This window comes from Paenibacillus sp. Y930, assembly GCF_056786375.1.
In genome coordinates this window covers 1-13546 of sequence record NZ_JBXCIX010000005.1, presented here as the reverse complement: position 1 = coordinate 13546, position 13546 = coordinate 1, and the positions used below count along the sequence as shown (strand labels likewise).

Annotated in this window: 13 protein-coding genes and 1 other RNA gene; 13 read left to right on the top strand and 1 reads right to left on the bottom strand. The window is 40.2% G+C overall.

From position 1 onward, the window contains the following. Positions 1 to 68: 68 nt before the first annotated feature. Positions 69 to 971 (bottom strand): S8 family peptidase, encoded by a 903-nt coding sequence (locus AC1TO5_RS15130; RefSeq protein ID WP_482063668.1) that lies wholly within the window; start codon positions 969 to 971, stop codon positions 69 to 71. A gap of 363 nt (positions 972 to 1334) precedes the next feature. Between AC1TO5_RS15130 and rpoE the strand changes: the two genes are divergently transcribed. From rpoE to AC1TO5_RS15065, 13 genes are all read left to right on the top strand, one after another. Continuing rightward, a complete protein-coding gene (gene rpoE, locus AC1TO5_RS15125) occupies positions 1335 to 1886 on the top strand; it encodes a DNA-directed RNA polymerase subunit delta (RefSeq protein WP_482063667.1) in 552 nt (183 codons plus the stop codon). A 302-nt stretch (positions 1887 to 2188) separates the two neighbouring features. Then, positions 2189 to 3784, top strand: coding sequence for a CTP synthase (locus tag AC1TO5_RS15120; RefSeq protein ID WP_482063666.1), 1596 nt, complete (start codon positions 2189 to 2191; stop codon positions 3782 to 3784). A gap of 131 nt (positions 3785 to 3915) precedes the next feature. After that, on the top strand, positions 3916 to 4299 hold the full coding sequence (locus tag AC1TO5_RS15115; RefSeq protein WP_482063665.1) for a response regulator: 384 nt from the start codon (positions 3916 to 3918) through the stop codon (positions 4297 to 4299). A gap of 392 nt (positions 4300 to 4691) precedes the next feature. Then, on the top strand, positions 4692 to 5945 hold the full coding sequence (locus AC1TO5_RS15110) for a UDP-N-acetylglucosamine 1-carboxyvinyltransferase (RefSeq protein ID WP_482063664.1): 1254 nt from the start codon (positions 4692 to 4694) through the stop codon (positions 5943 to 5945). A 106-nt stretch (positions 5946 to 6051) separates the two neighbouring features. Continuing rightward, positions 6052 to 7416 carry a transcription termination factor Rho gene (rho, locus tag AC1TO5_RS15105; RefSeq protein WP_482063663.1) on the top strand — a complete coding sequence of 455 codons (1365 nt, stop codon included), beginning with the start codon at positions 6052 to 6054 and terminating at the stop codon, positions 7414 to 7416. 23 nt (positions 7417 to 7439) lie between these two features. After that, positions 7440 to 8696: a radical SAM family protein gene (locus AC1TO5_RS15100; RefSeq protein WP_482063662.1), complete on the top strand. Its 1257-nt coding sequence runs from the start codon at positions 7440 to 7442 to the stop codon at positions 8694 to 8696. A gap of 106 nt (positions 8697 to 8802) precedes the next feature. Beyond that, positions 8803 to 9000 (top strand): 50S ribosomal protein L31, encoded by a 198-nt coding sequence (rpmE, locus tag AC1TO5_RS15095; RefSeq protein ID WP_482063661.1) that lies wholly within the window; start codon positions 8803 to 8805, stop codon positions 8998 to 9000. 218 nt (positions 9001 to 9218) lie between these two features. Beyond that, an RNA gene (gene ffs / locus AC1TO5_RS15090) (signal recognition particle sRNA large type) lies at positions 9219 to 9486 on the top strand. Positions 9487 to 9674: 188 nt separating this feature from the next. Beyond that, complete coding sequence (dnaX, locus tag AC1TO5_RS15085; protein WP_482063660.1) at positions 9675 to 11411, top strand: DNA polymerase III subunit gamma/tau; 1737 nt, start codon at positions 9675 to 9677, stop codon at positions 11409 to 11411. Positions 11412 to 11429: 18 nt separating this feature from the next. Next, the gene (locus AC1TO5_RS15080; protein WP_482063659.1) at positions 11430 to 11741 is read left to right on the top strand and encodes a YbaB/EbfC family nucleoid-associated protein; all 312 of its coding nucleotides are present in this window, start codon (positions 11430 to 11432) and stop codon (positions 11739 to 11741) included. A gap of 342 nt (positions 11742 to 12083) precedes the next feature. Further along, positions 12084 to 12683 carry a recombination mediator RecR gene (recR, locus tag AC1TO5_RS15075; RefSeq protein ID WP_482063658.1) on the top strand — a complete coding sequence of 200 codons (600 nt, stop codon included), beginning with the start codon at positions 12084 to 12086 and terminating at the stop codon, positions 12681 to 12683. A 125-nt stretch (positions 12684 to 12808) separates the two neighbouring features. Next, a complete protein-coding gene (locus AC1TO5_RS15070; RefSeq protein ID WP_482063657.1) occupies positions 12809 to 13090 on the top strand; it encodes a hypothetical protein in 282 nt (93 codons plus the stop codon). Continuing rightward, positions 13087 to 13350, top strand: a complete 264-nt coding sequence (locus AC1TO5_RS15065; RefSeq protein ID WP_482063656.1) for a pro-sigmaK processing inhibitor BofA family protein — start codon at positions 13087 to 13089, stop codon at positions 13348 to 13350. Before AC1TO5_RS15070 ends, AC1TO5_RS15065 begins: the two co-directional genes overlap by 4 nt. Positions 13351 to 13546 lie beyond the last annotated feature (196 nt).

Below are 13546 nucleotides of genomic sequence, written 5' to 3'. Positions count from 1 at the left end.
AGTTTAATCTATTGCTTCTTTTTTTTTTTTTTTAGAACACCTGCGTGAGCATAAGCGGATGTTTTGAGTTACTCCTCCTTGGCAACTTGTAGCATCTTTACGATATCAAGCTCGCCTACCCTCCTCGCTTTCGCATACTTCAAGGGTTGCATCGAACGTTTCAATATGGATTTAATTTCAATCGGCTTTAGATGAGGTGAGCGCTCTAACAATAGTGCAACAGCGCCGCTAACATGTGATGTTGCCATACTTGTTCCGCTCATCTCATGGTAATCCCCATTAAGCCAAGCGGATACAATCCGATCCCCCGGTGCGTAGATATCAATATAGATGCCTTGATTAGAAAAAGGTGCAACCTTTCGGATGGCGTTGGTTGCACCAACTGCAATGGTATGGGGGTAGCGTGCCGGGTAATCGATAGATTTTTTTTTGCTTTCATTTCCAGATGATGCGACAATAATAACTCCTTTGTTATATGCCCGAATCACTGCATTCAGCATGGCTTTGCTTCTAGTTTTCATCCCAAAGCTCATATTAATAACGTCCATGCCATTGCGTACGCACCAGTCAATGGCTTGTATAATATCAGAGACATATGCACTTCCGTTTTGATCGAAAGCTTTTACAGGAGCGATGAGGGCGTGAGGGGCTATGCCAATCATGCCATGCGCAGGGTTGGAAGCTGCTATAGTTCCAGCGATATGCGTACCATGGCCATTGTCATCGATGGGGGGCATTCCCCGATTAATTAGATTAATACCTGGTAGAATGGAACCTTTCAAAGCTGGATGCTGAAAATCAATGCCTGTATCGATAACTCCGATTTTGATTTGCCGTCCAGTCGTATATTGCCACACTTGAGGTGCTCTCACGGTATCGATTCCCCAAGGTATGCCATTATTGATAAGTTTTTTGTTCTTAGTGGAGGTATGAAGTTGAATATTGCTGTCATTTAGAGGCTTTGAATTCATTACTTTCCGTTCCCTCCTCCAATACAATGTTCGATATTGTATGTGTCGTTGGGGTGATGTGTATATGCATCCGCCTTTTTTAGAAATAATGGGCGATTATCCGTGTCAAACTGGATACTATTACATAAAATGAAAGATGAGCTCGGAGCTCAATTATGCCTAAAGGTGATTACCATCATTAGGAAGGATACAGTCACGGCGAAGGGTCCCCCCCTTCGCTTTTTGTTTTTTATTCATTTTGATATCCATTCGCATAGGAACAACTTGCTTTTTTATTTGAAATAAGGTTTACTATACTTTGACTAATGTTATAAGGATGCTTACAATTTACTTAATTTAGATAGCAAGAGAGGACGTGTCGTTATGAGCGGTTACACATTGAAATTGGATCCGGAACGTATACGCGAAATGCCTATGGTTGACCTGGCGTTTGAAGTGCTGAAAGCAGCAAATACGCCGTATTTTTATCGTGACCTCATGATGGAAATTGCAAAAATTCGAGGTCTTAGTGAAGATGGAATCAACAGATTCATTGCTCAAGTGTATACAGAAATCAACATTGATGGACGTTTTGCTTGCGTAGGGAATAATGTTTGGGGATTGAAACGCTGGTACCCAGTTGAACGTGCAGAAGATCCAGTTGGTAATACAAAACGTACTCGTATTATTAACGACGAAGACGATATGGATGAAGATGATGAGATTTATGTAGATGAAGAGGAAAACTATACTGCCGAGGAAGATGAATTCGGTGCTTATCGTGCAGAAGAAACATTCAGCGAAGCGGACGAAGAAGAAGAAGCTACTGAAGAAGAAGTAGAGTTGGATGAAGAGGATATTGAAGATGAAGAGATATCTCTCGAAGAAGCTGCTGAAGAAGAATATGAAGAACTTGAAGAAGAAGAAGAGAAATAATTGATCATCAATTCAGTTGAATAATTGAGGAATAATAGGTTGCTCGATTACTTCTGCGGTTATGCTTGACATGAGCTATATGGGAGAGTAAACTAACCTATGGGCTATAGAAACAGCTGAACATATTGATGTATCATTATATACCTTGTGAGAAAAGTGCCCCCGTGCTACGGGTGTCACTTTTTTTGTTTGTACAGGCCATAGATAAGCTGAAAACCTTTGGAAAATGAAGGGACTAGGCTTGATTGAGTAACATTTGGGAATAGCTAAAACATAACTAAAGTATGGAGGGTATTATCACAGTGACCAAATATATTTTTGTAACGGGCGGCGTTGTATCGTCTTTAGGTAAAGGGATTACTGCAGCATCTTTGGGAAGACTGCTTAAAAACAGAGGGCTAAAAGTTACGATCCAAAAATTTGATCCATATATTAATGTGGACCCAGGAACGATGAGTCCTTATCAGCATGGTGAAGTTTTTGTAACGGACGATGGAGCAGAGACAGACCTCGACTTAGGACACTATGAGCGCTTTATTGACATCAACCTTTCAAAAAACAGCAATGTTACAACGGGTAAAATTTATTCCAATGTTATTACTAAGGAACGTCGTGGTGATTATTTGGGCGGAACAGTTCAAGTTATTCCTCATATTACCAATGAGATTAAAGAACGTGTATTCCGTGCAGGTAAAGAAACAGGCGCTGATGTTGTCATTACGGAAATTGGTGGTACTGTCGGTGATATTGAAAGTCTTCCATTCTTAGAGGCGATTCGTCAAATTAAGAGTGATATTGGTCGTGATAACGTGATGTACGTTCACGTTACGTTAATTCCATATATTAAAGCTGCCGGTGAAGTGAAAACAAAACCGACACAACATAGTGTTAAAGAACTTCGTTCAATCGGTATTCAGCCAAACATTATCGTTTGCCGTACGGAGTATCCATTAGCGGATGATCTGAAACGGAAAATTGGTCTATTCTGTGATTTAGATACGAATGCTGTAATTGAATGTCGAGATGCTTCTACATTGTACGAAGTGCCATTGCAGCTTCAAGCAGAAGGCTTTGATCAAATTGTACTTGATCATTTGAAACTAGATGCACCTGCAGCCAATATGGTAGAATGGACAGCAATAGTTGATCGTGTGAAAACACTGAAAAGTAATGTCGAAATTGCTATTGTCGGTAAATATGTTGCACTTCACGATGCTTATTTGAGTATTGTTGAGGCGTTAAATCATGCGGGAATTGCGCTTGACTCGTCGGTTTCGCTTCGTTGGGTTGATGCAGAAGAACTTACTGATAGCAATGTGGTGGAAAAGCTACAAGGTGTACACGGAATTCTTGTTCCTGGTGGCTTTGGCGATCGTGGTATTGAAGGGAAAATTTCAGCGATTCGTTATGCCCGTGAACAAAAAATTCCATTCTTCGGAATTTGCCTTGGTATGCAAGTAGCAGTTATCGAGTACGCTAGAAATGTTCTAGGTCTTGCAGATGCGAACAGCTCTGAGATTAATGCTTCAACTCCATATCCAGTAATTGATCTATTGCCAGATCAAAAAGATGTTGAAGATATGGGTGGAACAATGCGTCTTGGTTTGTATCCATGTAAAGTTGTAGAAGGAACTAATGCATATAAAGCATACAATGATGAGCTTGTATACGAACGTCACCGTCACCGTTATGAGTTCAATAATGAATATCGTGAAGCGTTAGAAGCAGCGGGACTTGTCATTTCAGGTACATCTCCAGATGGAAGATTAGTGGAAATGGTTGAGGTTAAGGATCATCCTTGGTTCCTAGCTGTTCAATTCCATCCAGAATTTACATCAAGACCTAATCGTCCACAGCTACTATTCCATGACTTTGTACAAGCAGCACTTCAACAATAAAAACTCAAAAAATGGAATAAATGTTGACGAGTCTATAAATTAGCAGGAAAAGTTAAATCCTATAGCGAATACTCTTGTATAGTAACATTCCTATCACATAACAGGTGAAGGCTATAGGGGGTAGAAATAGCTTGGTAAAACAACGAGTACTCATAGTTGATGATCAGAACGGAATTAGACTTCTATTGAATGAGGTATTTAGTTCTGAAGGTTATCATACATCGCAAGCATCTAATGGGAAAATGGCTTTAGACCTTGTGCGCAATAACCGTCCTGATCTTGTGCTTCTAGATATGAAGATTCCAGGTATGGATGGACTTGAAATATTGAAGCATATTAAGTCGATTGATGCTACTATCAAAGTCATTATGATGACAGCATATGGTGAACTAGATATGATCAAGCGAGCAACTGATCTAGGTGCCGTAAAGCATTTTACTAAGCCGTTTGATATTGATGAGCTTCGAGTAGAAGTTAATTTTCAACTGAACAATCAAGGTACTTATAGCTCATAACTAGCTGAAAGTTAATGAATAGAAGCGTCGTTACGTTATTGTGGCGATGCTTCTATTATTTTGTAGTTTTAATCCGCGGTATGAAAACATAGGACACTATGCTATAATATCGTTGAATTAGTTTGCTTCGTAGCGTTATGAACTTGTTCGGAAACGTGAATATTGTTCGCATGCTGAGCATAATGTAGATATAATTTTAATGAATATGGATTAGATAGCTTGATCCTATATATAATGTTATCTATTACACACTACACAATATAAGAGACATGGGACAAGGGACATATGTAAACCGCCTGTTGTCGGTGCGCTTCCTCATCTTTTTTTTGAGAGCACGCTTGCGGCGGTTTTTACTATGTAGACTTCCAAGCAACGGGAGGACCAATAGATTAATGGAGAAATTAATGATACGCGGAGGTAAGCCACTACATGGAACAGTAACAATTAGTGGTGCCAAAAATAGTGCGATTGCTTTAATACCAGCGGCAGTTCTAGCTGGATCTGAAGTGGTTTTAGATAATTTGCCTTGCATTAGCGATGTAGCTATTTATGCAGAAATACTTGAGGAACTGGGCGCAGTAGTGTCTCGAAAAGACGATGAAATCCGTATAAATCCTACTCAATTAATATCGAAACCAATGCCTAATGGTAAAGTGAAAAAGCTTCGTGCTTCTTATTATTTGATGGGAGCACTGCTTGGTCGTTTCGGTGAAGCGACGATTGGAATGCCAGGTGGTTGTAACTTTGAACCTCGCCCTATTGATCAGCATATTAAAGGCTTTGAAGCATTAGGCGCGGTAGTAACGAATGAACAAGGCGCTTTGCATATTAAGGCTGAGCAATTACGCGGAGCGAAAATATATCTTGATGTAGCTAGTGTTGGTGCAACGATTAATATTATGTTTGCTGCATCACGTGCCCTAGGCGTTACTACTATCGAAAATGCTGCAAAAGAACCGGAAATCGTTGACGTAGCAACATTGTTGACTGCTATGGGCGCAAAGATTAAAGGTGCTGGAACTGAAACGATTCGAATTGAAGGTGTAAGCCAGATGATGGGTTGCCGTCATACTGTAATCTCTGATCGCATTCAAGCAGGCACTTATATGATCGCAGCAGCTGCTACTAGAGGAAATGTGTTAATCGATAATGTTATTCCGAAGCATCTTGAGGCACTTACTGCGAAGCTAAAAGAAATGGGCGTTGAAGTCATCGAATATGATGAATCAATTCGTATTATCGGGAAATCGGAGTATAACGCGATTGATGTGAAAGCACTGGTCTACCCAGGATTTCCAACAGATATGCAATCTCCAATGACTTCTTTACTGACATGTGCAGTTGGTACAAGCTTACTTTCAGACTATGTCTATGGAACGCGATTCAAGCATGTTCCTGAGCTAGTACTAATGGGAGCGAACATACGTGTGGAAGGAAGAACAGCTGTCATTGAAGGTGGCCCTTTAAGAGCTGCCAAAGTGGAAGCGGCAGATCTTCGTGCTGGTGCGGCGTTAGTTGTTGCAGCACTTACTGTGCCTGACGAAGTTACTGAGATTACTAATGTGGAATATATCGATCGTGGTTATGATCGGCTAGTAGAGAACTTAAGTATATTAGGTGCTGAAGTGTGGAGAGAAGATAGCTAGACGACTACGAACACGGATGACACTGTCATAGAATAGATTCACGATAATCAGGCAATGCTGATTAATCAAAGCGGATTCTATATTTTATAATAAAAGTGGTGAGATCATGTCAGACCTTCAAATTGCAGATTTGGAGACTATGAAGTTGACAGAGCTATATAAGCTCGCAAAACAATACCAAATCCAGTACTATGGTCAATTGAAAAAGAAAGAATTAATTTTTGCTATTTTACGTGCTCAAGCAGAGAAAAGTGGATTTTTATTTATGGAAGGCGTTTTGGAAGTGTTACCTGATGGTTTCGGCTTCCTACGTCCGATCAACTATTTACCTAGTAAAGAGGACATTTATATCTCAGCCTCTCAAATTCGTAAGTTTGATTTGAGAAATGGAGATTTAGTATCGGGTAAATGTAGACTGCCGAAAGATAGTGAACGTTATTATGGTTTGCTTCAAGTTAATGCGGTTAATGGTGAAAGTCCTGAAACAGCACAAGAACGTCTACACTTCCCTGCACTAACTGCACTATATCCTGATAAAAAATTAACGCTAGAAACAGAGCAAAACAAAATCTCCACGCGAATTATGGATTTATTAGCACCGGTAGGTCTAGGGCAACGTGGACTTATTGTCGCTCCTCCAAAAGCAGGTAAGACTCTACTCTTGAAAGAAATTGCCAACAGTATTTCAACGAATCACCCTGATATTGAGTTGTTTATTCTTCTTATTGATGAGCGTCCAGAGGAAGTTACTGATATGCAGCGCTCTGTGAAAGGTGAAGTTATTGCTTCGACTTTTGACGAGCTTCCAGAAAATCATATTAAAGTAGCGGAACTTGTACTTGAACGCGCTTTGCGTTTGGTAGAGCATAAAAAAGATGTTGTCATTCTATTAGATAGTATTACTCGTCTTGCAAGAGCGTTCAACCTTCACGTTCCACCATCAGGTAGAACATTGAGTGGCGGTATTGATCCTGCAGCATTCCATCGTCCTAAACGCTTCTTTGGTTCAGCACGTAATGTTGAAGAAGGTGGTAGTTTAACTATTTTAGCTACTGCATTAATAGAAACAGGATCACGTATGGATGATATTATTTATGAGGAATTTAAAGGTACGGGTAATATGGAGCTTCATCTAGATCGTAAGCTTGCTGAACGTAGACTTTTCCCTGCTATTGATATTCGTCGTTCGGGAACGCGTAGAGAAGAATTGTTACTACCCAAAGATGATCTTGATAAAATTTGGACAATTCGTAAAAATATGAATGATTCCTTTGAATTCGTAGATCAATTCATTAAGAAGATTAAAGAAGCGGAAACGAATGAACAGTTCTTAATGTCGCTCGATACTGCTGTGGATGTTCCAAAGCTAGATAAGCCAAAGCAAGAGTTAACTGGTGCGAAAAGAGCAACATCAGCTACTACGCGAAAACCGCCTACTAGACCAACATCATCCTCTCAAATCGTTAAATAGTCAAAAAGTTTTAGGAGGGCAACATGAATCTCGTATATGCAGATGAACAAGGAATTGTGTATGATCATCCCGGTTATATTGCACTAGCACGAAGTGGCGATATGATTGTGGAGATTATGGAGGATGAATTAATCCCCTTACCTGAAGGAGCGACGCTTGTCAGTCTGCCATTCAGTAAACCTATTGCACTCGATCCAGATACAGGTGAAATGCAAGTGATTGGTGATGGAGCACAGGCGGTAGGAGCATTGCTTCCGCAAGGATATACTCGTCTGAATATTCCTGGATATGTGAAATCAGATCAGAATGAGAAATTCCCACTCTTTGGTTATACAGCGGTAGTGTGGAAGGACGGAGGTTTCTATGTTACGGCTGAGCAATGTGATGAGCCTGAACGTTGGGATCCTGAAAATTGTGATCGTGATGAGTTAAAAATCGAAGTAGATAGGTTATTAACGACATACCCTGAAAATCGTCTGTATAAGCATCTTTCGAATTGTGCTCTTGAATATGAATGTCTAACAGCTTCTAACACGTTCTTGAATCGTTGGGAGGGCGGGGTGCCTGTATCATTCTCATGTAATGCTGGTTGCTTCGGTTGTATTTCAGAGCAACCAGAAGATAGTGGCTTTGTCGCTCCCCAGACTCGGATGAATTTCAAGCCTCAAGTAGATGAAGTATCGCAAGTTATGCTTGAACATTTGAAACATCCTGATTCTATTATTAGTTTCGGACAAGGTTGTGAAGGTGAGCCTTCCACTCAAGTGAAAATCATCGTTGAAGCTATGAAGCAAGTTCGTAGTCAGACAAATCAAGGTTATATTAATATCAACACGAATGCCGGCATAACGGACTTTATTCGTGCGATTGTTGATGAGGGACTTGATCTAATGCGAGTGAGTACGATTAGCGCGTTAGAAGATCATTACAATGCATATTATCGTCCAAGAGGGTATACACTACAAAATGTTGAGAAATCATTAATTTATGCTGCTGAGCAAGGTGTCTATACTTCAATTAACTATCTTATTTTCCCTGGTGTTACCGATCGTGAAGAAGAGATGGAAGCGATGATTGATTTCTGCAAACGGACGAAGCTTAAAATGATTCAAATGCGAAATCTTAATATCGATCCTGAAAGTTATTTGAGTCTTATTCCGAAAGCAAAAGGTGAAATTTACGGTATGAAACAGATGCTACAAATATATCGTGAAGAATTGCCTGACGTTGTAATTGGTTCGTATACACATGTACCGCCAATGGAATATCGACGTAGATAGGTTGCGCATCTTTTCCATTGCAATTGAACCTTCACTCTGTTAAAATCATTTCATGTGCATAAAACTCTGGTCCGTATGAGATTCAGGGCAGAAAGAGGTGAACGAGATGAAACAAGGTATTCATCCGACATACCACGCCGTTACAGCTACTTGCTCTTGTGGAAATACTTTCGAAACAGGTTCGATTAAATCGGCTCTTAAAGTAGAAGTTTGTTCCGCATGTCACCCATTCTTCACGGGTAAGCAAAAGTTCCTGGATGCAGGCGGTCGTGTAGATCGATTCAAAAAGAAATACGGTATCTAATCCATATCGTATGTGTGCCTAGTATAGGTGACATAGAAAAGTTCTTGGTGGCTTGTACAAGCCACCAAGAACTTTTTTGTTATGTAGAGGAAGTTAAACGATTATAGTAACTAATTTAGTAAGAATTCAATGTGTATAGCCAATAAATGTAGCATGTCTTTGTGAACAGAGTGTGAGATAGTTGCACTTTTGTCCATATTGTAATATACTGATTCTTGCCGTGCTAGATGGGGAGGTAGCGGTGCCCTGTAACTCGCAATCCGCTACAGCGAGGTTGAATTCCTATTCTAGGTGTTGTCGATGTGAGGTCTGACGCTTGCAAGTAGTGTTGACAGTGGGGTCCTTCGCAATGGACGCTTATGAATCTGGTCAGGTCCGGAAGGAAGCAGCCATAAGTAAGTTAGTTCATGTGCCGAGGGAGTGCCTTGCTCGAGCTATGTAGTAAGAAAGTCGCTCGGATCGCTTCTATCGAAGATAGGTGCACGGTACTTAATTGATGAACAAAAGGCGTAGCCTACAAATAACCTGCCAATGGTAAGAGTGAACTCTTACCATTGGCAGGTATTTTTGTGCGTAATTGTATGAAAACATGTTGTTAAGAGAATTCATGTAGTATAATGAGAAGACGAAATAACTATATGATTTACTATATAGAAATTAGAGGAGAACGTAACGTGTCACATATAGCTCTATATCGTTCTTGGCGTCCGCAGATGTTCAAGGATATGGTCGGACAACAGCATATTATACAGACGCTACAAAATGCGATACGTGAACATCGTGTTTCACATGCATATTTGTTCAACGGACCTCGTGGTACAGGTAAGACAACAACAGCTAAAGTATTAGCGAAGGCTGTAAACTGCGAGCAGGGCTCATCTATTGAGCCGTGTAATCAATGTGATAATTGTATTGGAATAACAGAAGGAACTATTATGGATGTTGTAGAAATTGATGCAGCATCAAATCGTGGTATTGATGAAATTCGAGACATACGCGATAAAGTAAGATATGCTCCTACGGAAGTTCGATATAAGGTTTATATTATCGATGAGGTCCATATGTTAACAGCAGAAGCATTTAATGCACTTCTGAAAACGTTGGAAGAACCGCCTCCGCATGTTATATTCATATTAGCAACTACAGAACCACATAAGTTGCCTGCTACAATTATTTCACGTTGTCAGCGTTTTGATTTTAGGCAAGTTTCAACTTCTGAACAGGTTGAAAGGCTACAAGAGATTTGTGCAGAAGAAGGTATTGAAGCAACGAATGACGCACTCGCTTATATTGCACGATTATCAGAGGGTGGTATGCGTGATGCGATTAGTTTGCTGGAACAAACTTCAGCCTTTGCTGATCGCAATATTACATTAGAAGCGGCAATAGATGTTACTGGTGGTATTGCTGCTGAGCAGTTTTATCAATTAGCAGAAGCGATCAAGGAGCGAGATGTATCCAAGATGCTGCCACTAGTTGAGGGGCTTATGCAAGGTGGTAAAAGTCCAGATAAGTGTATGGAAAACCTAATTTATTACTTCCGAGACTTATTAGTTTTGAAGCTTGCTCCACAAGGTAATGCAGTAACAGAGCGAATTGTAGATCACGAGAGATTTGTGCAGATGGCAGAGTCGTATAGCCCTGAATCATTGTTTATTATGATTGAAACGTTGAATCATTATCAGCAAGAGTTACGGCATGCTGCTCAGCCACAAACATTGTTGGAAGTTGCATTGTTGAAGCTTTGCTCGACCTCACAATTAAACAGTTCGGGTGCTCAAGATGGTGCTTCAGCTGCTAGTAGTCATGAATTGGTAGAACTTCGCCAGCATGTTCACAAATTAGAAGGGCAATTGGCGCAATTAATGAAGCAGGGGATACAAGTGGCGCCAGCTACAACGAATGCAACTGATCGAACGGTCCCACGTAAAGCATTTTCGAGTACGGGCGTTAATCGTCCGAAAATTAAGCTAGATCAATACGTTGTTGCGGCTAGTTCACAAGAGACTAATCAAGCTCGTATGAACTGGAGTGATGTGTTAATGCGAGTGAAGGATCGTAAAGTGACGGTACATGCTTGGTTGAAAGATAGCGAACTAGTGTCTGCAGTAAATCAACAATTGCTATTAACGTTCAAAAATGAAATCCATCGCGAAACAACAGAAAAGCCGACTCATCGAGAATTGATTGAACAAGTATCCCAAGAAATACTTGGTAAGCCTTACCAATTGGTTACCGTCATGCTCAAGGACTGGCAATCTGCTCTGGAAGGGGCTTCACAATCTCCGACAGAAGCATTGGAGCTAGAGCCTGAGGATATTTCTATAAATGAATCCAAGCAACAGCCGATCTGGATCGAGGAAGCGGTAAAGCTATTCGGTGAAGATCTAGTTGTGGTAACAGACAAATAATCTAATGAGGTGAATGTAATGAACAATATGAACCAAATGATGAAGCAAGTTAAAAAGATGCAAGCGCAAATGCTTAAGGCCCAAGAAGATTTGGAAGGTAAAACAGTTGAAGGAAGTGCAGGTGGCGGAGTAGTAACCGTTACGATTAGTGGACACAAAAAATTACTTAACATTGTGATCAGTCCTGAAGCAGTTGATCCAGAGGATATTGAAATGTTACAAGATCTTGTTGTAACTGCTGTTAATGATGCTCTTACTAAAGCGGAAGAACTAGCTAATCAGGATATGGGTAAATACACAGGCGGAATGAAGATTCCAGGTCTATTCTAATAGAGGTAGCTCAAAAAGTACGACTGTGATCACGATGTAACGCGCAGTAGTTTAGTCGGCGGCGAATATGCCCTCCATCAATAGCCTGCGTGTGCTCGTGTACCAATAACGTACACTGTGCTACTCGTTTTTGCTGAAGTGCATATTCTTGGTGCTGACAGCCGAACATTTTGATCCTTCATTGTAAGATGAAGTTCAAAAAGATCGCTTGTCATATTTCAAAGGAAATTCAAAAAAACCCACTTGTGATGATGTTGGATCGCGAGTGGGTTTTCATTAACAGAGAGATTCAGAGTTGATAAGAGTATCACTCTAGCTATTCAGAAGGAGCTGTACCTACACGTGTATTATCCAGAGCCAATAGCTAAACTTATAGACTCCTTTACTCGTTTGCCTGGAATAGGTCCGAAGACGGCTGGGCGCTTAGCGTTTCATGTGTTGCGTATGAAAGAGGATGAAGTGATTGATTTCGCTAAAGCTCTTGTCAGTGTGAAGCGTAATCTGTTCTACTGTTCTATTTGTTGTAACATAACGGATACAGATCCTTGTCGCATTTGTCAGGATAAGAGTAGAAACAGTGAAATTATTTGTATCGTGCAAGAATCTAAAGACCTTATTGCAATGGAACGAATGAAGGAATTTGATGGCTATTATCATGTATTACAGGGTGCGATTTCTCCTATGGAAGGAATTGGTCCCGATCAAATTAGAATTGCGGAGCTATTAAAGCGTCTAGGTGATGAGACTGTCCAGGAACTGATCCTAGCGACCAATCCTAATATTGAAGGGGAAGCTACGGCGATGTATATTTCAAGATTAGTCAAACCTTTTGGTATTAAAGTAACTCGAATTGCTCATGGTTTGCCTGTCGGGGGAGACTTGGAATATGCTGATGAAGTAACTTTATCGAAGGCTCTTGAAGGCCGCCGTGAATTATTCTAATTAATATGTAATCTAAAAGTCGATATTTTTGTGGTGTTACCACATGAATATCGACTTTTTTAGTTCTATTTTGATCCTGAGCAATATACATATGAATAAGGCATGTATATGTGAGGGGGAGAAGGATGAACAAATATGTAGCGAGTAAATTAACGAGTCAATGGTACGAAAATGATCCGATGAGTAAAGATGAGCTTATTGAGGTAGACAAGCTTCGTATAGAAATTAAAGATTCGCTATTGCAATGGAGATCTGCCGAGCTACATTTTCAATATGCATGCGGTCATGATGAAGTTGAATTAGCGATCTATTCATTAATGATGGCTGAACAGAAATATCGCATGTTGTTGAATAAGGCAAGAGATATTGATATTGATTGGTCGAAAGTGAAAGGATATCTCATATGAACCTAATATGGATGATTATATTTGCTGTCTCTAGTCTAGCGCTTATTGTGGTGCTCTTGCGTAATCAATTATCGCGATTGAGCTTGAAAAAAGTTATTGTACATTGGATTGTTGCGGCGACGGTATTGTTTCTAATGAATTATCTTGAAATCACCCAACCTTATGCCCTGCCGATTAATCCATTGACGATTGGTACTACCGCAGTACTAGGATTACCTGGTGTAGCATTACTTATAGGGACGCAGTATCTAATTGAATGAAAATATTATATTGTAAAAACCGCGTAACAACGGGGGTTTGCGCGGTTTTCGACAAATAAATTAAAAAAAGTTTTAAAAAAGGGTTGCATTATAGTCAGTCCCTATGATATATTATTTCTTGTCGCCGCGAGAGATTGCGAGACACACGAAGAAAACAAGACGAGCTTCAAACTTACACAATGTAACGAGAAACTCA